This is a genomic window from Kitasatospora sp. NPDC127035 (assembly GCF_042726075.1).
Classification (GTDB): Bacteria; Actinomycetota; Actinomycetes; order Streptomycetales; family Streptomycetaceae; genus Kitasatospora.
This window is the reverse complement of sequence record NZ_JBHXDN010000093.1, coordinates 14889-32269: the sequence shown is the minus strand read 5'-3', so window position 1 is coordinate 32269 and position 17381 is coordinate 14889. Positions and strand designations below refer to the sequence as shown.

At 73.5% G+C, this 17381-nt stretch carries 19 protein-coding genes and 1 riboswitch; of the genes, 13 read left to right on the top strand and 6 right to left on the bottom strand.

All coding sequences use genetic code 11. From position 1 onward, the window contains the following. Nucleotides 1-110: 110 nt before the first annotated feature. Complete coding sequence (locus tag ACFWIC_RS37555) at nucleotides 111-596, bottom strand: HIT family protein (protein ID WP_380521471.1); 486 nt, start codon at nucleotides 594-596, stop codon at nucleotides 111-113. Nucleotides 597-713: 117 nt separating this feature from the next. On the opposite strand from ACFWIC_RS37555, the gene ACFWIC_RS37550 reads away from it, so the two are divergent. Continuing rightward, nucleotides 714-938 (top strand): DUF1508 domain-containing protein, encoded by a 225-nt coding sequence (locus ACFWIC_RS37550; RefSeq protein WP_329884183.1) that lies wholly within the window; start codon nucleotides 714-716, stop codon nucleotides 936-938. Nucleotides 939-1038: 100 nt separating this feature from the next. Here ACFWIC_RS37550 and ACFWIC_RS37545 read toward each other — a convergent pair whose 3' ends face one another. Both ACFWIC_RS37545 and ACFWIC_RS37540 read right to left on the bottom strand, forming a co-directional pair. Beyond that, nucleotides 1039-1734, bottom strand: a complete 696-nt coding sequence (locus ACFWIC_RS37545) for an MSMEG_1061 family FMN-dependent PPOX-type flavoprotein (RefSeq protein WP_380521469.1) — start codon at nucleotides 1732-1734, stop codon at nucleotides 1039-1041. A gap of 113 nt (nucleotides 1735-1847) precedes the next feature. Beyond that, nucleotides 1848-2096, bottom strand: a complete 249-nt coding sequence (locus ACFWIC_RS37540) for an SCO4226 family nickel-binding protein (RefSeq protein ID WP_329884187.1) — start codon at nucleotides 2094-2096, stop codon at nucleotides 1848-1850. A 229-nt stretch (nucleotides 2097-2325) separates the two neighbouring features. Beyond that, nucleotides 2326-2453: riboswitch (FMN riboswitch) on the top strand. A 205-nt stretch (nucleotides 2454-2658) separates the two neighbouring features. Between ACFWIC_RS37540 and ACFWIC_RS37535 the strand changes: the two genes are divergently transcribed. From ACFWIC_RS37535 to ACFWIC_RS37490, 10 genes are all read left to right on the top strand, one after another. Next, nucleotides 2659-3345, top strand: coding sequence for a riboflavin synthase (locus ACFWIC_RS37535; protein ID WP_380521467.1), 687 nt, complete (start codon nucleotides 2659-2661; stop codon nucleotides 3343-3345). Next, on the top strand, nucleotides 3342-3986 hold the full coding sequence (locus tag ACFWIC_RS37530; protein WP_329884190.1) for a nicotinamide mononucleotide transporter family protein: 645 nt from the start codon (nucleotides 3342-3344) through the stop codon (nucleotides 3984-3986). Before ACFWIC_RS37535 ends, ACFWIC_RS37530 begins: the two co-directional genes overlap by 4 nt. Then, complete coding sequence (locus tag ACFWIC_RS37525) at nucleotides 3983-5290, top strand: bifunctional 3,4-dihydroxy-2-butanone-4-phosphate synthase/GTP cyclohydrolase II (protein WP_355405852.1); 1308 nt, start codon at nucleotides 3983-3985, stop codon at nucleotides 5288-5290. Before ACFWIC_RS37530 ends, ACFWIC_RS37525 begins: the two co-directional genes overlap by 4 nt. Before the next feature lie 101 nt (nucleotides 5291-5391). Then, nucleotides 5392-5862 (top strand): 6,7-dimethyl-8-ribityllumazine synthase, encoded by a 471-nt coding sequence (gene ribH, locus ACFWIC_RS37520; RefSeq protein ID WP_329884194.1) that lies wholly within the window; start codon nucleotides 5392-5394, stop codon nucleotides 5860-5862. 138 nt (nucleotides 5863-6000) lie between these two features. Beyond that, nucleotides 6001-6273, top strand: a complete 273-nt coding sequence (locus ACFWIC_RS37515; RefSeq protein WP_030306151.1) for a phosphoribosyl-ATP diphosphatase — start codon at nucleotides 6001-6003, stop codon at nucleotides 6271-6273. A 57-nt stretch (nucleotides 6274-6330) separates the two neighbouring features. Further along, the gene (hisG, locus tag ACFWIC_RS37510; protein ID WP_329884203.1) at nucleotides 6331-7179 is read left to right on the top strand and encodes an ATP phosphoribosyltransferase; all 849 of its coding nucleotides are present in this window, start codon (nucleotides 6331-6333) and stop codon (nucleotides 7177-7179) included. Between the two features lie 112 nt (nucleotides 7180-7291). Further along, entirely contained in the window at nucleotides 7292-7726 is a 435-nt protein-coding gene (locus ACFWIC_RS37505) for a PH domain-containing protein (RefSeq protein WP_329884205.1), read from the top strand. Between the two features lie 232 nt (nucleotides 7727-7958). Further along, entirely contained in the window at nucleotides 7959-9305 is a 1347-nt protein-coding gene (locus ACFWIC_RS37500) for a hemolysin family protein (RefSeq protein WP_329884207.1), read from the top strand. After that, entirely contained in the window at nucleotides 9302-10348 is a 1047-nt protein-coding gene (locus tag ACFWIC_RS37495) for a hemolysin family protein (RefSeq protein WP_329952582.1), read from the top strand. The genes ACFWIC_RS37500 and ACFWIC_RS37495 overlap by 4 nt, the downstream gene beginning before the upstream one ends. Before the next feature lie 99 nt (nucleotides 10349-10447). Further along, a complete protein-coding gene (locus ACFWIC_RS37490) occupies nucleotides 10448-11437 on the top strand; it encodes a reductase (RefSeq protein WP_329952583.1) in 990 nt (329 codons plus the stop codon). A gap of 89 nt (nucleotides 11438-11526) precedes the next feature. Here the strand turns inward: ACFWIC_RS37490 and ACFWIC_RS37485 are convergent, their stop codons facing one another. Both ACFWIC_RS37485 and ACFWIC_RS37480 read right to left on the bottom strand, forming a co-directional pair. Then, nucleotides 11527-13680 (bottom strand): AAA family ATPase, encoded by a 2154-nt coding sequence (locus ACFWIC_RS37485; protein WP_380521473.1) that lies wholly within the window; start codon nucleotides 13678-13680, stop codon nucleotides 11527-11529. A 395-nt stretch (nucleotides 13681-14075) separates the two neighbouring features. Then, a complete protein-coding gene (locus ACFWIC_RS37480; RefSeq protein ID WP_380521464.1) occupies nucleotides 14076-14714 on the bottom strand; it encodes a uridine kinase in 639 nt (212 codons plus the stop codon). Nucleotides 14715-14925: 211 nt separating this feature from the next. Between ACFWIC_RS37480 and ACFWIC_RS37475 the strand changes: the two genes are divergently transcribed. Beyond that, complete coding sequence (locus ACFWIC_RS37475; protein ID WP_355405854.1) at nucleotides 14926-16089, top strand: acyl-CoA dehydrogenase family protein; 1164 nt, start codon at nucleotides 14926-14928, stop codon at nucleotides 16087-16089. A gap of 155 nt (nucleotides 16090-16244) precedes the next feature. Here the strand turns inward: ACFWIC_RS37475 and ACFWIC_RS37470 are convergent, their stop codons facing one another. Then, complete coding sequence (locus tag ACFWIC_RS37470; protein WP_329884217.1) at nucleotides 16245-16697, bottom strand: hypothetical protein; 453 nt, start codon at nucleotides 16695-16697, stop codon at nucleotides 16245-16247. A 229-nt stretch (nucleotides 16698-16926) separates the two neighbouring features. On the opposite strand from ACFWIC_RS37470, the gene ACFWIC_RS37465 reads away from it, so the two are divergent. Continuing rightward, nucleotides 16927-17367 (top strand): Lrp/AsnC family transcriptional regulator, encoded by a 441-nt coding sequence (locus ACFWIC_RS37465; protein ID WP_329884219.1) that lies wholly within the window; start codon nucleotides 16927-16929, stop codon nucleotides 17365-17367. The last annotated feature ends 14 nt before the right edge of the window (nucleotides 17368-17381 follow it).

Below are 17381 nucleotides of genomic sequence, written 5' to 3'. Positions count from 1 at the left end.
AACCTTGACCGGCTCCGCCACCGGGCCCCCTTCCGAGCTGAACGTCTCACGACATCCAACCGGTCCAGGGCCCTCCGGTACCAACCCGGCGAACCTATGCGGTCACAGCACTAGGGGCCGGCCGGCCCGCCGGTCGGACCGCCCGCCGGCCCCTCCGGCGAGGCGACCGGGGTGACCGGGGCGACCGGGGCGAGCGCGGCGCGCAGCCGCCCGGCGACCTCCGCCGCGCCCGCCTCGTCGGGGTACTTCCCGCGCGGCCAGAAGAAGCCGCGCAGCCCGTCCTTCGGGTTGCGCGGCACCACGTGGACGTGGAGGTGCGGCACCGACTGGCTGATCCGGTTGTTCGCGGCGACGAAGCTGCCCGCCGCTCCCATCCCGAGCTCGACCGCCGCCGCCACCCGCTGCACCCGCAGGAAGAACGGGCCGACCTCGGCCGGCGGGAGGTCGGCCAGGGTGGGGTGGTGGGCGCGCGGGACGACCAGCACGTGGCCGGGGAAGAGCGGGCGGCGGTCCAGGAAGGCCACCGCCGACCCGTCGTCCAGCACCCGGTACGCGGGCTCGGTGCCGGCCACCACCGCACAGAAGACGCAGTCCATCCGTCCATTCAAGCGGCCTCCCGCCGCACCGGCGCGCCGGTGCGGCGGCGTCACCCGTCCGGACCCCGACCGGGTGCGGTGCGCCCCGGCCGGGGCGCACCGTGCAGGAGGGGGCGCGTGGCGCGCCCCCTCGACGAGGAGGTGGCCCGGATGGCGGGCAAGTTCGAGGTGTACGAGGACTCCGGCGGCAAGTTCCGGTTCCGGCTCAAGGCGGGCAACGGCGAGATCGTCGCCACCGGCCAGGGGTACGCGAGCAAGGACGCCGCACACAAGGGAGTCGAGGCGGTCCAGCGGGCCGCCGCGGGCGCGAGCGTGGTGGACGTGGCCAAGGCCGCGGCCTGAGCTCCGGTCCGCGGTGCGCGTGCGGGAGGCCGGGCCGGACGCGGAGGTGCGTCGAGCCCGGCCTCCCGCACCGTCCCGGCTCCGGCCGGGCGGGTGGCCGCTACTCGTACCGGTAGAGCAGCGCCTCCCGCTCGTTCTGCTCGATGGCCTCGACGGTCAGCGACGGGTCCCCGAGGTGGGAGAGGGTGACCTCGGCCGAGCTGGGCTGGGCGTCCGTGGCGAGCCAGTTCTCCGGCTTCCACGCCGAGGAGCGCAGGAACGCCTTCGGGCAGTGCGCGTAGACCTCCTCGACCGCCACCACGATCGCGCTGCGCGGCGGCTTGCCGACCGCCGTCAGCTGCTCCAGCAGCCGGGGATCGGTGGAGACGCAGGCGCGGCCGTTCACCCGCAGCGTGGAGTCCCGGCCCGGCACCACGAAGATCAGCCCGATCCGGCCGGTTTCGACGATGTTGTGCAGGGTGTCCAGCCGCTTGTTGCCGGTCGCGTCCGGGATCGCCAGGGTGTGCTCGTCCAGCACCGACACCAGCCCGGCCGGCCCGCCGCGCGGGGAGACGTCGCACCGGCCGTCCGCGTCAGCGCTGGCCACGAAGACCAGCGACGAGCACGCGATCAGCCGGCGCGCCACCTCGTGGAGGTGGTCGACCTGCTTGCGCCGGGCGTGGTCGCCGGGCTGCTCGTAGACCTCCCGCAGACCCGCGGCGTCGCGGACGGCGCTCGCGCCGAGCGCCTCGAACAGGCCGTTCGGGGTGCCCGGTTCGACGGTTGACGGGTCGGGAGTCGCCGGTGTGCTGGTCATACCGGAAATCTAGCCGAGGGCCTCCGGGTGATCCCCGACGGGCAGCGGTGAGGCCGCCCGCGACCCGGCCGCCGGGTCCGGGTTCGGCGGGACCGCCGACCTCCCGGGCCTGCTCAGACGATCAGCGGCACCGGGTGCACCTCGTCCGCCGGGTGTCCGGCGCGTTCGTGGACCCGCTGCACGGCCTCCCTCGACGGACCCTCGGAGAGGCAGTAGACGATGCCCGACTCCGGGTCGGCCCACGCCTGTTCGAACTGCACGCCCTCCTCGGCCTGGATCGCCAGGTCGGCCTGGTGGGCCATCCGCAACTCGTCCTGCGTGATGCCGGCCATCCCGTGGTGGACATCCATGAACTTCGCCATCGTGCTCGCACCTCCTGGAGCCTGCGGACGGCCGCCGCCCGTCCGCCTACCACCAGCGTGCGCCCGGCGCACCGCGGACCGCCACCGGGAGCCCCGCGCACCCGGCGCCCGCCGCGTACTCCCGTCCGCCCGCATTCCCGGCCTCCGCGTGAAACAGACCACAGCCGGGGCCTCTCCCTGGGACCGCACGGATCATGGCACAATGACGGCAGTAGTAGCAGTGACGTTCAGCGCACTCCGGGGTCGGTGAAAATCCGAACCGGCGGTTACAGTCCGCGACCCGTCCGCAGCCAGCGGCCGGTTGACCAGGTGAAATTCCTGGACCGACGGTTAAAGTCCGGATGGGAGGCGTGCGCGACGGACGAGAGAGCGGTATCCGTGGTCCCCCGGTGGACCGCGGACGTGCACGACGGGAGAGGTCTCCTCTGCCGTCGGCCGGTCGGCGGTGACCCGTGACCACGGGTGGCCCCGCCGTCGGCGGATCCGTGCACCCCGTGCCCGTCCGTGTCATCTCCCATGCCACAGCCCCGGAGTCCGCGCCCCAAGCGCGAGGAGAACCCGGGTGTTCACCGGCATCATCGAAGAGCTCGGCGAGGTCGTGTCGATCGAGGAGATCGGCGACTCCTCGCGAATCCGCCTGCGTGGTCCGGTGGTCTGTCAGGACGCGCACCACGGCGACTCCATCGCGGTGAACGGCGTCTGCCTGACCGTCGTCGACAGCCCCGACCAACTGGCCGCCGGAACCGGCGAGTTCAGTGCGGACGTGATGGCCGAGACACTCCACCGTTCCAGCCTGGGCGAGTTGAAGCCCGGCTCGCGGGTCAACCTGGAGCGGGCCATGGCGCTCGGCGCCCGGCTCGGCGGACATCTGGTGCAGGGTCATGTCGACGCCACCGGGCGGCTGTTGAGCCGCGAACCGGGCGAGCGTGACGCCGCCGGCGAGCTGCGCTGGGAGGTGCTGCGCTTCTCGCTCCCGGAGTCGGTCTCGCGCTACCTGGTGGAGAAGGGCTCGATCACCGTCGACGGTGTCAGCCTCACCGTGGTCGAGGCGGCCCGTGACAGCTTCACCGTCAGCCTCATCCCGGCCACCCTCGCGCTGACCACGCTCGGGACCAGGGTCGTCGGCGAGAGCGTCAACCTGGAGGTCGACGTCCTCGCCAAGTACGTGGAGCGGCTGCTGGAGTCCCGCACGCTCCCGGCCCTCCCCACCCTCCCCACCCTTCCGACGATCGCCGGAGAGAACACGTGAACTGGCTCAACGGCACCGTCCACCTCTTCGGTCAGGACGTCTACCGCTCGGACATCATCGGCAACCTGCTCGGCCTCACCGCGCTCGCCCTCGGCTGGCGGCGCTCCCGGCTGACCTGGCCGGTCCAACTGCTCTCCGGGGTCGTCCTGGTCGGCGCCTACTGGTCCGCCCACCTCAGCGGCGGTGTGGGCAAGCAGTTCGTGGTCATCGTGGCCGCCGTCTGGGGCTGGACCCGCTGGCAGCGCGGCAAGCACGGCGGCGGCGACGTCGAGGTCCGCTTCGCCACCGGCCGGGAGCGCGCCGTGCTGATCGGCGGCACCGCGCTCGGCACCGTGGCGGTCGGCACGCTCTTCACCGTCTACCCGCAACTGTCGTGGGACGCCTGGCCGGACGCCTACATCTTCGTCGGCACGCTGGCCGCGATGGTGGCCCAGGCCCGCGGCTGGGTCGAGTTCTGGTTCGCCTGGGTCGCCGTCGACCTGGTCGGCGTCCCGCTCGCCTTCAACAACGGGCTGGTCTTCTCCGGCTTCACGTACTCCGTCTACTTCGTCCTGGTCCTGCTCGGCCTGCGTGCCTGGTGGCTGCGCGGCCGCACCGCCCGTCCCTCGACCGACCGCGTCCTCCAGGGAGCCTCCGCATGACCGAGAACCAGACCGAGAACCAGCCCGAGAAGCAGACCCCGGCCCGCACCGGCGACCGCGCCGCCGTGCTCGACCTCGCCCTGGACCCGGTCGAGCGGGCCGTCTCCGACATCGCGCTCGGCCGCGCCGTGATCGTGGTCGACGACGAGGACCGCGAGAACGAGGGCGACATCGTCTTCGCCGCCTCCGCCGCCACCCCCGAGCTGATGGCGTTCACCATCCGCTACAGCTCCGGCGTGATCTGCGTCCCGATGACCGGCGACGAACTGGACCGGCTCAAGCTCCCCCCGATGACCCAGGTCAACGAGGACCGCAAGGGCACCGCCTACGCCGTCTCGGTCGACGCCCGCGACGGGGTCTCCACCGGCATCTCGGCCGCCGACCGGGCCCGTACCGTCCGGCTGCTCTCCTCGCCCGGCACCGGGCCCGGCGACCTGGCCCGCCCCGGGCACGTGTTCCCGCTGCGGGCCGTCGACGGCGGCGTGCTGGTCCGCCCCGGTCACACCGAGGCCGCCGTCGACCTGGCCCGGCTCGCCGGGCTGGCGCCGGCCGGTGCGATCGCCGAGGTGGTCAACGACGACGGCACCATGGCGCGGCTGCCCGAGCTGGTCGCCTTCGCCCGCGAGCACGGCCTGGCGATCATCTCGATCGAGGACCTGATCGCCTACCGCCGCCGGACCGAACTGCACGTCGGCCGGGCCGCCGTCACCTCGCTGCCCACCGAGTTCGGCGAGTTCACCGCCGTCGGCTACCAGGGCACCATCGACGGGGTCGAGCACATCGCCCTGGTCGCCGGCGGGCTGGACGCGGACGGCCGGCTCCCGGACGGCGAGGACGTCCTGGTGCGGGTCCACTCGGAGTGCCTGACGGGCGACGTCCTCGGCTCGCTGCGCTGCGACTGCGGCCCGCAGCTGCAGGCCTCGCTGCGGCGGGTCGCCGAAGCCGGCCGCGGTGTGGTGCTCTACCTGCGCGGCCACGAGGGCCGGGGCATCGGTCTGGCGCACAAGCTGCGCGCCTACGAGCTGCAGGAGCAGGGCCGGGACACCGTCGACGCCAACCTCGAACTGGGCCTGCCCGCGGACGCCCGCGACTACAGCATCGGCGCCCAGATGCTCTGCGACCTCGGGGTGCGCTCGCTCACCCTGCTGACCAACAACCCGGAGAAGCTGACCGCGCTCACCGAGCACGGGCTCAAGGTCAAGGGCCGCGAGTCGGTGGAGATCCCGGCCGGCGAGCACAACCTGCGCTACCTGCGGACCAAGCGCGACCGGATGGGCCACGACCTGCCCGGCCTCGGTTCCTGACCTGCGGAGCGACACCGCGCACCACCCGCCCGCACCACCCGCCCGCACCACCCACCCGCACCGCCGAACCACCGAGCCGAACCATCGAAAGGCACCCGCACATGAGCGGCCACGGAGCCCCCGAGCTGACCATCGACAACGCCGCCGGCCTCAAGGTCGCCGTGATCGCCGCCCAGTGGCACGAGCAGGTGATGAACGGCCTCCTGGACGGTGCCCACCGTGCCCTGAAGGAGCTGGGTGTCGCCGAGCCGACCGTCCTGCGCGTCCCCGGCACCTTCGAGCTGCCGGTGGCCGCCAAGCGGCTCGCCGACCGCGGCTACGACGCCGTGATCGCCCTCGGCGTGGTGATCCGCGGCGGCACCCCGCACTTCGACTACGTCTGCCAGGCCGCCACCGCCGGTCTCACCCAGGTCAGCGTGGACACCGGCGTTCCGGTCGGCTTCGGCGTGCTGACCTGCGACGACGAGCAGCAGGCGCTGGACCGGGCGGGCCTGCCGGGCTCCGCCGAGGACAAGGGGCACGAGGCCGTCACGGCCGCCGTCGCGACCGCCGTCACCCTGCGCGCGCTCTGAGCCGCGGGCGGGCCGCGCCTTCGCGGGCCCGTCCCCGCCCACCCGTTCGGGAACCCGGACCGTGGACGTCCACCGGACTGTCCACGGTCCGGGACCGTTTACCGCCCGTAAGCCCGCACGCCGTAAGGTGAGTCCATCATGGCTTCGAAGACATTCGAGGAGCTCTTCACCGAGCTCCAGCAGAAGGCCGCCACCGGCGACCCCTCGTCCTCCCGTACCGCGCAGCTCGTCCAGCAGGGCGTCCATGCGATCGGCAAGAAGGTCGTCGAGGAGGCCGCAGAGGTCTGGATGGCCGCCGAGTTCCAGTCGGACGAGCAGACCGCCGAGGAGATCTCCCAGCTCCTCTACCACCTTCAGGTGATGATGGTCGCCCGTGGGCTGACGCTCGACGACGTCTACAAGTACCTCTAGAACCGGTCCGGCACATAACCCCCTTCGTCACACCCAACAGGTAAGGAACAGACCTCCATGCTGCGCATCGCCGTTCCCAACAAGGGTTCGCTCTCGGGTCCTGCGGCGGAGATGCTCCATGAGGCCGGCTACCGCCAGCGCAAGGACGCCAAGGAGCTCGTGCTGGTCGACCCGGGCAACCAGGTCGAGTTCTTCTTCCTGCGCCCGCGCGACATCGCGGTCTACGTCGGCTCCGGCCGCCTCGACGTCGGCATCACCGGCCGTGACCTGCTCCTGGACTCGCACTCCAACGCGGAGGAGGTGCTGGCCCTCGGCTTCGGCGGCTCCACCTTCCGCTTCGCCCGCCCGGAGGGCGTGGACGTCCAGGACGTGCAGGGGCTGGAGGGTCTGCGGATCGCCACCTCCTACACCGGCCTGGTCGAGCAGCACCTCGCCGACCACGGGGTCAAGGCCACCGTCACCAAGCTGGACGGCGCGGTCGAGACCGCGGTGCAGCTGGGCGTCGCCGACGTGATCGCCGACGTGGTGGAGACCGGCACCAGCCTGCGCAACGCGGGCCTGGAGGTGTTCGGTGAGCCGATCCTGGTCTCCGACGCCGTGGTGATCCGGCCCAAGGGCGCCGGCGAGGACCCGGCCGTCGACCAGTTCCTGCGCCGTCTGCAGGGCGTCCTGGTGGCCCGCCGCTACGTGCTGATGGACTACGACATCCGCGCCGAGAACGTCGGCGCCGCCGTCGGTCTCACCCCGGGCCTGGAGTCGCCGACCGTCTCCCCGCTGCACACCGAGGGCTGGGTGGCCGTCCGCGCGATGGTGCTCCGCAAGGAGGCCCAGCGGATCATGGACGACCTGTGGAGCATCGGCGCCCGGGCGATCCTGGTCACCAACATCCACGCCTGCCGTCTCTGATCCGCCTGCCGCCTGCGGCCCCGCAGGTAAGGACCGGTTGAATGGGGCGGGGACGCCGTACGCGTCCCCGCCCCTTCCCCGCACCAGCCGTCGAACCACCCCGGAGCCCCTCGTGTCCACCACCGCCGAGTTCCCCGTCACCTGGGCCCCGCGCCGCACCCGTGCCGTCCTGCTGCCGGTCTGCGCGCTGCTGGTGGTGCTGTTCGCCGTGATGGCGGTCGCGCTGCCGGCGAACTGGCAGTTCAACGACCGGCTGATGATGGCGGCCAGCGGGGTGTTCTTCGCCTCGGTTGGCCTGATGCTGGCCCGCCCCCGGGTCAGGGCCGACGCCGAGGGCGTCACCGTGGTCAACTTCGTCCGCAGCCGTCGCCTGGCCTGGGCCGAGATCGTCCGGGTCAACTTCCGCCAGGGCGACCCGTGGGCCACGCTCGACCTCGCGGACGGCTCCTCGCTGGCCGCCGTCGGCATCCAGTCCGGTGTGGGCAAGGCCCAGGCGATCGCGGACGCCCGCGCGCTGCGCGACCTGGTCGAGCGCCGCGGCCACTGAGCCGCCGAGCCGCCGTTCCGCCCCCTCGCACCGCCCTTCGCCCCTTCACGCCCTTCGCGGGTCCGAACACGGATCCGACATGCGCACGGGTATCGTCTACGCTGGTAAAAGCGGGGCAAAGGCATTGTCCTGCCCGAAAACGACCTGAGGAGTGAAACCCCCCGTCCATGGACGATCCGTCCGGTAGTACCTACGCCGCCCAACTTCCGACCCTCGGAAGGCAGGCGGCACTGTGATCACCGCCTGGCTGCTGCTGCTCGCAGCCCTTCTGCTCATCCTCGCCAACGGCCTCTTCGTGGCCGCCGAGTTCGCCTTCGTGACCGTCGAGCGCGGCGCCGTCGAGCGCTCCGCCGAGGCCGGGGACGCCAAGTCCGGCCGGGTCTCCAAGGCCCTGCGGCACCTCTCCTTCGAGCTCTCCGGAGCCCAGCTCGGCATCACCGTCACCTCGCTGGTGGTCGGCATGCTCGCCGAGCCGGCGCTCTCCGTCCTCCTGAAGCCCGTCCTCACCGGCGTCGGCCTGCCCGAGGGCGCGGCCCGAGGCACCGGCGTGATCATCGGCATGGTGCTCGCCACCGTGGTCCAGATGGTGATCGGTGAGCTGGTCCCGAAGAACTGGGCGATCTCCCGGCCGCTCCAGGTGGCCCGCGCGGTCGCCGCGCCGCACATGGCCTTCTCGCGCGTCTGCCGCCCGCTGATCAGCGTGCTGAACGGTTCGGCCGACCGGATGGTCCGCGCCTTCGGGATCGAGCCGCAGGAGGAGCTGGGCCACGCCCGGACCCCTGCCGAGCTGGTCTCGCTCGCGCGTCACTCGGCCAGGGCCGGCGCCATAGACGAGGAGTCCGCCACCCTGTTCGTGCGGACCCTCGGCCTCGGCGACCTCACCGCCGAGTCCGTGATGACCCCGAGGATCGACGTGGCCGCGCTCCAGCACGACGCCAGCGCCGCCGACGTCCTCAACCTGACCCGCGCCACCGGCCTCTCCCGCTTCCCGGTCTACAGCGACAGCCTGGACGAGGTCACCGGCACCGTCACGCTCAAGGACGCGCTCGCCGTCCCCTCCGGCCGGCGCGCCTCGGTCCGGGTCTCCGACCTGGCCGTGCCGCCGCTGCTGGTGCCCGCGACGCTCCCGGCCGAACGGCTGCTCGACCAGCTGCGCCGCCTCCAGCCGATGGCCATCGTGGTGGACGAGTACGGCGGCACCGCCGGCGTGGTCACCGTCGAGGACATCGTCGAGGAGATCGTCGGCGAGGTGCAGGACGAGCACGACCCGGCCGACACCCCCGAGCTGCTGCCGCTGCCGCCGGTCGACGGACAGCCCGTCTGGGCCGCCGACGGCCGCGCCCGGCTCGACCAGCTGGAGGCCATCGGCCTGTACGCCCCGGACGGTCCGTACGAGACCCTGGCCGGCCTGGTCACCGACCTGCTCGGCAAGCTGCCCGCCCCGGGCGAGCAGACCGAGCTGCCCGGCTGGCGGTTCACCGTCGAGGCCGTGGACCGCCACCGGACCAGCCGGGTCCGGGTGGAACGCACCGCCGAGCACCACCACTTCTTCGGCGACGACGAGGACGGGACCCGATGACCGCGCTCCAACTGGCCGTCGCCGTCCTGCTGCTCCTCGGCAACGCCTTCTTCGTCGGCGCGGAGTTCGCCGTCGTCTCGGTCCGGCGCAGCCAGATCGAGCCGCTCGCCGAGGCCGGCAACAAGCGTGCCCGCACCGTGCTGCACGCGCTCTCCAACGTCTCCGCGATGCTCGCCGCCGCGCAGCTCGGCATCACCGTCTGCTCGCTGGGCCTCGGTGCCCTCGCCGAGCCGACCATCGCCCACCTGCTGGAGGGGCCGTTCCACGCGATCGGCATCCCGTCCGGCCTGATGCACCCGCTCTCGTACGGCATCGCCCTGGCCGTCGTGGTCTACCTGCACATGGTGATGGGCGAGATGGTGCCCAAGAACATCGCGCTGGCCGGCCCGGAGAAGGCCGCGCTCTGGCTCGGCCCGCCGCTGGACCGCCTGGCCCGCTGGCTCACCCCGGTGATCTCGTTCCTGAACGCCTTCGCCAACGGCGTGCTGAAGCTGTTCAAGGTCGAGGTCAAGGACGAGGTGGAGTCGGTCTTCACCACCGAGCAGCTGATGTACCTGCTCGTCGACTCCCGGGACGCCGGCCTGCTCGACGAGGGCCGCCAGGAACGTCTGGAGGACGCCCTGGAGCTGGGCCGCCGCCCGGTCACCGAGGTCCTGCTCACCCCTGAGCAGCTGGTCACCGTGGACACCAAGGTGACCGCCGCACAGATCGAGGAGCTGGCGCTGCGCACCGGGTTCTCGCGCTTCCCGGTCGCCGACGGCGACCCGGCCGGCCACGGCTACCTGGGGTACCTGCACCTCAAGGACATCCTGGACGTCGAGGACCCGACCGCGCCGGTCCCGGCCCGCCTCTGGCGGCCGATCACGGTGGTGCGCGGCACGCTCCCGCTGGACGACGCGCTCGGCGCCATGCGCCGGGCCGCCTGCCACCTGGCGGCCGTCCTCGACGCCGACGGGCGGACGCTCGGCGTGGTGATGCTGGAGGACGTCCTGGAGGAGCTGGTCGGCGAGGTCCACGACCCGGACCACCGCTCCGCGGCGTAGCCGGCCCCGGCCTTCGGCCCGGCCCTTTCGCTCAGGGCGATTCCGCTCTGAGCGTGCGACTGTTCCCATGCCGCCCACCCTCTGTGCAGGGTGGGCGGCATGAAGCTTCTACTGCTGGGTGGGACGGAGTTCGTCGGTCGGGCCGTGGCCGAGGACGCGGTGGCGAGAGGGTGGGAGGTGACGGTCTTCCACCGGGGGACGCACGCTCCGCCGGAGGGGGTGGCCGAGGTCCGGCACGGGGACCGGACGGCCGGGGGCGGGCTCGCGGCGCTCGCCGAGGGGGAGTGGGACGCCGTGGTGGACACCTGGTCCGGCGCCCCGTCGGCGGTGCGCGAGAGCGCCCGCCTGCTGGCCGGCCGGGTCGGCCGGTACGCGTACGTGTCCAGCCGCTCGGTGTACGCCTACCCGGCCCCGGCCGGCGCGGACGAGACCGCGCCGGTGGTCGACGGTTCGCCCGACGACGGCGGTGACGTGGCGTACCCGCAGGCCAAGCGGGGCGGCGAGCTGGCGGTGCTGGACGCGTTCGGCGACCGGGCCCTGCTGGTGCGGGCCGGACTGATCCTCGGCCCGTACGAGAACATCGGCCGGCTGCCCTGGTGGCTCGGCCGGATCGCCCGCGGCGGCCCGGTGCTGGCCCCCGGGCCGCGCGACCTCGCCGTGCAGTACATCGACGCCCGCGACCTCGCGGCCTGGACGCTGGACGCCCTGGCGGCCGGCCTCGGCGGTCCGTACGACCTGGTCGGCCCCCGGGGGCACACGACCATGGGCGAGCTGCTGGAGGCCTGTGTGGCGGCCACCGGCGCGGACGCCGAGCTGCGCTGGACGGAGCCCGCGCCGATCCTGGCGGCCGGCGTCGAGCCGTGGAGCCACCTGCCGGTCTGGATCCCGCCGGGCGAGCTGTACGACACCATGCACGGCTCCGACGTCGCCAAGGCGGTCGCGGCCGGGCTGCGCTGCCGCCCGGTGGCGGAGACCGTCGCCGACACCTGGGCCTGGCTGACCGCGATCGGCGGCACCGCGCCGCAGCGCCCGGACCGGCCGAAGGTGGGGCTGGACCCGGAGCTGGAGGCGAAGGTGCTGGCGGGCTGAGCGGGCCGCCGGTGACCGGACCGGCCGGGGCGGCTCGCCCGGCCGGTCGCCCCGGCCCGGTGCCTGCCCGCAGCCTGCCCGGTACCGGTTCAGCTCCGGCCGTCGATCAGCTCCCCGTACGCCTGGACCAGGTCGGGCAGCCGGAGGGTGGCCAGGTCCTCGCGGCCGGGCGGTTCGCGCAGCATGGTGAGCCGCAGGTCCCGGTAGGCGCAGGACTTCTCGTACAGGGTGCGGATGAACCGGCCGTTGCCCAGCTCGTCGATCCAGCCCTCGCGGACCACGTGGGTGCAGATCGAGGCCAGCTCCTCGGTGGCGTCCTCGTCCCAGCCGTCCCCGTCCCGCCCGGCGAGCGCCGAGCCGATCGCGGTCAGCTCGCCGGGGCGGTAGCTGGGGAAGTCGACCCGGGTGGTGAAGCGGGAGTTGAGGCCGGGGTTGGTGGCGAGCAGCCGGTTCATGCCCTCGGGGTAGCCGGCCAGGATCACCACCAGCCGGTCACGGTTGTCCTCGGCGCGCTTGAGCAGGACCTGGAGCGCCTCGTCGCCGTACGCGTCGCCCTTGCTGTAGCCGGAGTTGGAGAGGCTGTACGCCTCGTCGATGAAGAGCACGCCGTCCAGCGCGGAGTCGATCAGCTCGTTCGCCTTGACCGCGGTCTGTCCGAGGAACTCGCCGACCAGGTCGGCCCGTTGGGCCTCGACCAGGTGGTCGCCGGAGAGCAGCCCGAGGGCGTGGAAGACCCGGCCGAGGATCCGGGCCACGGTGGTCTTGCCGGTGCCGGAGGGGCCGGAGAAGACGAAGTGGCGCTTGGGCGGCTGGACCGGCAGGCCCTGCTCGGCGCGGAGCCGGGCCATCCGCAGCTGTGCGGAGAGCGCCCGGACCTGCCGCTTGACCGGCTCCAGACCGACCATCTGCGACAGTTCGGCCAGGGCCGCGTCCAAGTCGCCCCGGTCGTCCTCGCGTTCGACCGTGGTGAAGGCGTTCGCGGTGCGGGGGAGCGCCTCGCCCCGGGCCGGGGCGGGGGCGGCCGGCGCGGCCGGGGCCGGCTGCGGAGCGGCCGAAGAACCGGAGCGCCCGCCGCCCGCCGTGGAACCGGGCCCGTTGCCGGGTCTGTTGTCGGTGCCGGTCCCCGCGGTGGCGGGCGCGGCCGGCGCCGCGGGGTAGGGCTCGGAGTCCGGGCCGGGAACATCCGCAACCGAACCGCCGGGGCCGTCGGGACCGGTGAGGGCCGGCCCCGGCCCCTCCGCGCCGACACCCGCCAGGTTCGGACTCCCGCCGGCGAGGCCGTCGCCGCCGAGCCCCTCGACGCCGGAACCGCCCGGGCCGGGAGCCTCCGCGCCGACCGGGTCCGGTCCGAAGGCCCCGTAGCCGGCGGGGTCGAGCCCCGTCGGGTCCAGCGCGTCCAGCGCCTCCACGGAGCCCGGCGAACCCGGGGGATCCAGGGGATCCAGGGGATCCAGCCCGTCCTCCGGGCCGCCCGCGCGGCCCGTCTCGCGGCCTAGCCCGCCCGCTGCGCCGGATTCCAGCAGCGCGTCGGCGACGCCGTCCTCCGCCGAGATCGCGGTGAGCCGGGCCGCGGTGTCCATGAACGCGGGATCGGCCCGGTGGACGGCCCGGTAGAGCGGTAACGCGGCCGCGCTGCGCCCGGCGCCCTCGTACGAGCGGGCCAGCCAGTACCGCAGCTCCTTGCGCTGCGGCTGCTCGGAGCGGCAGCGGGCGAGCGAGGCGGCGAGCGGCCCCTGGGCCTGCGCGCACATGTCCAGCCGGACCCGCGCCATGCCGGCGAAGAGTCCGGCCTCGATGCCGAGCAGCGGGTCGTCCAGCAGCCGGTCGGTGTCCCTGATCAGCTGCTCCCAGTCCTTCAGGAGGTAGGACCGGCAGGCGTGCAGGAACCGGGCGCACGGGTCGTCGTCGGGGGCCGGGCACTGTTCCAGGGCCTGGTCCAGCTCGGTGAGGTGACGCCCGTCGAGCCAGTGGGAGGCGTGGGCGAGCGCCAGGTCCCGGGTGTTCTCCAGGACCGGCTGCACCCACCAGCCGAGCCAGTACCAGGAGCTGAGCGGCCGGCCGTGCCGGCGGCGTTGTTCACCGAACCGCTTCTGGTGGCGGTACATGGCGAGCAGCGCGCCGGAGGTGTCGCTGCGCAGCGCGTGCAGGCCGAGCCAGGCGTCGGCCATGCCGGGGTCCAGTCGCACGGCGGCGCGGAACTCCTCCTCGGCCCGGGAGTACGCGCCGGCCGTGTAGGCGTCCATGGCACGGAGCCAGGCACGGTCGGCGAGCCGGTCCGGCGCCGTGCCGCCCGCGTTGTTGCTGTCGGAACTCTCCACCGTCGTCACTCACGCCCCCCGCGGTGTGGCTCGGGGCTCGGCCGGCGGGGCGATGTGCGGAGCCGGCCGGTGGTCGTCAACCCCCGGGGCGCCTATGCGCCTGCCAGGAATCGTACCGGCGCGGCGCTGATCCGGAAGGGTGCCGCACGATGTCAAATGCGATCGGGGGTGCGGCCGTTGGACGGTGGCCGGGACCGGGGGAGGAATGACGGACGGCACCCCCGGCTCACGGGGGAACAAGCCGGGGATGCCGGGTCCGAGGTTGCGGATTCAACGAACCCGGCAACGTGGGAGAACCTAATTCCTGGAGATACCGCAGGTCAAGCGCTTGTTGAAGGTTCACCGAACGTGCTCGGCGCGATCCGTCCGGTCACTCCGTCGACCAGGTTTCCGGCGAACGGCCGGCTCGGGTCGTCGGCGAAATGTGCGGTTTCGGCCGACGCCCAGCCCTCCCAGAACTCGGCCAGTCCGGGCCCGTCCCGCTCCTCGCCGCGCCGCCGGGCCGACGCGGCGTCCAGTTCCATCCAGATCAGCCGGCTCAGCCACGGCCGCACCGCGCGCCGCCCGGCGCCGACCCCCTCGATCAGGACCACCGGCGCGAGCGGCACCGCGGCGGTGCGGGCGAACCGGCGCAGCGTCCAGTCGTAGACCTCGTACGCGGCGTCCCGCCCGGCCGCCAGCGGCTCCAGCACCTGCGTGCGCAGGCGCCCGGTCCAGCCGAACGGTTCGGCGTGGGTGGCCAGGTCGTCCAGGTGGACCACCGGCGCCCCGCCCAGCGCCGCCGCCAGCCGGTCCGTGAACGTGGTCTTGCCCGAACCCGCGTGGCCGTCCACCGAGACCAGCCGCACGGGCCCGCAGGAGGGCGGCAGCGCCCGCAGCCCGGCGGCCAGGCCGCCCAGGTCCGGAGCGGGCGCGCGGGGCCCCTCTACAGGGGGAGCGGGGGTCTCGGAACAAGCCACAACGTCAACCCTACGGGGGGCCGTGCGCCGGTGCGGACAGTGAGGGAAGGCAGGTCGTGACGGCAGCGCCGTGATCGGGCATACTCACTTCGCCACGTATGTGAACGGCCGTTCACCGCAATCCGGTGCCGGTCGGGCCGACCTGCCACACCCCGCGCGGGGCCCACCACTCCCGGGGCCCGGTGCCAGATCGAGGAGGCGACCAGCCGCTATGACCCCCTCCCCTGCGAAAGCCGTGGACCGCCAGCTGCCGAGCGAGGAGGCCCGTGAGCTCCTGAGCCTGACCCGGGACCTCGTCCAGCGCGAGCTGCAGCCGCGCGCCGCCGAGGACGAGGCCGTCGGCCGCTTCCCGCGCGAGGTCTTCCGCACGCTCGGCGAGGCCGGCCTGCTCTCGCTCCCGTACGACGAGAGGCACGGCGGCGGCGAGCAGCCCTACGAGGTCTACCTCCAGGTGCTGGAGGAGCTGGCGGCCGGCTGGCTGGCCGTCGGCCTCGGCGTCAGCGTCCACACGCTCTCCTGCCACGCGCTCGCCACCTTCGGCAGCGACGAACAGCGCGACCGCTGGCTCCCGGGCATGCTCTCCGGCGAGCAGCTCGGCGCCTACTGCCTCTCCGAGCCGCAGTCCGGCTCCGACGCCGCCGCCCTGCGCACCCGCGCCGACCTGGACGGTGACGCGTACGTGGTCAGCGGCACCAAGGCGTGGATCACCCACGGCGGCCACGCCGACTTCTACAGCTCGCTGGTCCGGACCGGCGAGGAGGGCGCGCGCGGGATCAGCTGCCTGCTGGTGCCCGGTACCCAGCCCGGGCTGTCGGCGGCCCCGCCGGAGCACAAGATGGGCATGAAGTCCTCGCCGACCGCCCAACTGCACTTCGACGGCGCCCGGGTCCCCCGGGAGCGGCTGATCGGCAGTGAGGGCCAGGGCTTCCAGATCGCGCTCGCCGCGCTCGACTCCGGCCGCCTCGGCATCGCGGCCTGCGCGGTCGGCGTCGCCCAGGCCGCGCTCGACCAGGCCGTCGACTACGCGCGCACCCGCCGCCAGTTCGGCCGCCCGATCGCGGACTTCCAGGGCCTGTCGTTCCTGCTCGCCGACATGGCCACCCAGATCGAGGCCGGCCGGGCGCTCTACCTGGCCGCCGCCCGCAAGCGCGACGCCGGGCTGCCGTTCTCCAAGGAGGCGGCGATGGCCAAGCTGTTCTGCACCGACGCGGCGATGAAGGTGACCACGGACGCCGTGCAGGTGCTCGGCGGCTACGGCTACACGCAGGACTTCCCCACCGAGCGGTACATGCGCGAGGCCAAGGTGCTGCAGATCGTCGAGGGCACCAACCAGATCCAGCGCCTGGTGATCGGCCGCCACCTCACCAAGGGCTGAGCGGGGGCGGCCCGCGAACGGCCTCCGGGCGTCGCTCCAGGGTGCGGAGCGACGCCCGGAGGTGTCTCTTCCTCTGAGGTCCCGTCAACGACGTTCGGACAAGCCGCCGTTCAGGATGCGGTGGTTCGGCGTACGGCCGCCCGGGGCGCGGTCGTTCAGCGCCGGGTCAGTCGGCTGCGCTGTTCGGGGATGGCCGGGGCGGGCTCCACCCGGACCGGGCGGTGCACCATCGCGTGGGAGAACGGCTGGGTGCGCCAGTCGAGTTCGGAGGGCAGGGCGAGCAGCGCCTCCAGGCCGGTCGGCTCCGCGTCCTCGGCGGCGTCCACCTCGGCCAGGTCGTCCGACGGCACGCCCGAACCCGGGCAGAGCGCGGGGGAGAAGGGGTGCCAGGCGGTCGGCAGGACGGCGTGCTGCGGGAGCCGCTCCTCGTCGCCCACCAGGGCGATCGGACGCCGGCACTCCGGGCAGTGCACCCGGAAGATCTCCCAGGTGTCGGCCTCGCCCGGGTCCACCCCGGGCGCGGCGTCGTAGGGGACCGCGAGGTCCTCGCGGTCGCTCGTATCGTGGGAGTCGTCCGCGCCCGTCGGGCGGTGGTCGGCTACGCGCATGGTGATCCCCCTCGGATCGGGCCCGGCGTGGTCGCCCGGGGCCACAACCAGCACTTCCCGCCGACGCGGACTCATAATCCTGCGGCCGGGCGCACTGTGATGCACCGGGTGTGTCGTCCGCCACATTCGCCCGGCATGTGCCTGTATGACACCCCGTGGCGCCCCGGGTGACTCCGCGTGCGCCCGCCCCGGCACCGCGTGCGCCCCCGAGGGGGTAGGTTTGCGCCTTGTGGAGGATCTCGACCAACGCATCGTCCAGCTGCTCCTCCAGGACGGCCGGATGAGCTACACGGACCTGGGCAAGGCGACCGGCCTGTCCACCTCGGCGGTGCACCAGCGCGTGCGCCGGCTGGAGCAGCGCGGCGTCATCCGCGGCTACACCGTCATCGTCGACCCGGACGCCGTCGACCTGGCCCTGACCGCGTTCATCTCGGTCAAACCGTTCGACCCCAGCTCCCCGGACGACACGCCCGAACGGCTGGCCGGCCTGCCCGAGATCGAGGCCTGTCACAGCGTCGCCGGCGAGGAGAACTACATCCTCAAGGTCCGGGTCGGCGCCCCCGGTGACCTGGAGGACCTGCTGGCCCGCATCCGCAGCGCCGCCGGTGTCTCCACCCGTACCACCGTCGTGCTCTCGACCCCCTACGAGGCGCGCCCCCCGAAGCTCTGAGCGGGCTCCGGGGA

What these genes read in the sequence shown, in the direction of transcription:
- ACFWIC_RS37485 (WP_380521473.1), bottom strand. Translation starts at nt 13,680, where the DNA reads ATGGACGCCTACACGGCCGGCGCGTACTCCCGGGCCGAGGAGGAGTTC.
- ACFWIC_RS37545 (WP_380521469.1), bottom strand. Translation starts at nt 1,734, where the DNA reads ATGACCAGCACACCGGCGACTCCCGACCCGTCAACCGTCGAACCGGGC.
- ACFWIC_RS37555 (WP_380521471.1), bottom strand. Translation starts at nt 596, where the DNA reads ATGGACTGCGTCTTCTGTGCGGTGGTGGCCGGCACCGAGCCCGCGTAC.
- ACFWIC_RS37525 (WP_355405852.1), top strand. Translation starts at nt 3,983, where the DNA reads ATGACCGAGAACCAGACCGAGAACCAGCCCGAGAAGCAGACCCCGGCC.
- ACFWIC_RS37475 (WP_355405854.1), top strand. Translation starts at nt 14,926, where the DNA reads ATGACCCCCTCCCCTGCGAAAGCCGTGGACCGCCAGCTGCCGAGCGAG.
- hisG (WP_329884203.1), top strand. Translation starts at nt 6,331, where the DNA reads ATGCTGCGCATCGCCGTTCCCAACAAGGGTTCGCTCTCGGGTCCTGCG.
- ACFWIC_RS37495 (WP_329952582.1), top strand. Translation starts at nt 9,302, where the DNA reads ATGACCGCGCTCCAACTGGCCGTCGCCGTCCTGCTGCTCCTCGGCAAC.
- ACFWIC_RS37540 (WP_329884187.1), bottom strand. Translation starts at nt 2,096, where the DNA reads ATGGCGAAGTTCATGGATGTCCACCACGGGATGGCCGGCATCACGCAG.
- ACFWIC_RS37470 (WP_329884217.1), bottom strand. Translation starts at nt 16,697, where the DNA reads ATGCGCGTAGCCGACCACCGCCCGACGGGCGCGGACGACTCCCACGAT.
- ACFWIC_RS37515 (WP_030306151.1), top strand. Translation starts at nt 6,001, where the DNA reads ATGGCTTCGAAGACATTCGAGGAGCTCTTCACCGAGCTCCAGCAGAAG.
- ACFWIC_RS37490 (WP_329952583.1), top strand. Translation starts at nt 10,448, where the DNA reads ATGAAGCTTCTACTGCTGGGTGGGACGGAGTTCGTCGGTCGGGCCGTG.
- ribH (WP_329884194.1), top strand. Translation starts at nt 5,392, where the DNA reads ATGAGCGGCCACGGAGCCCCCGAGCTGACCATCGACAACGCCGCCGGC.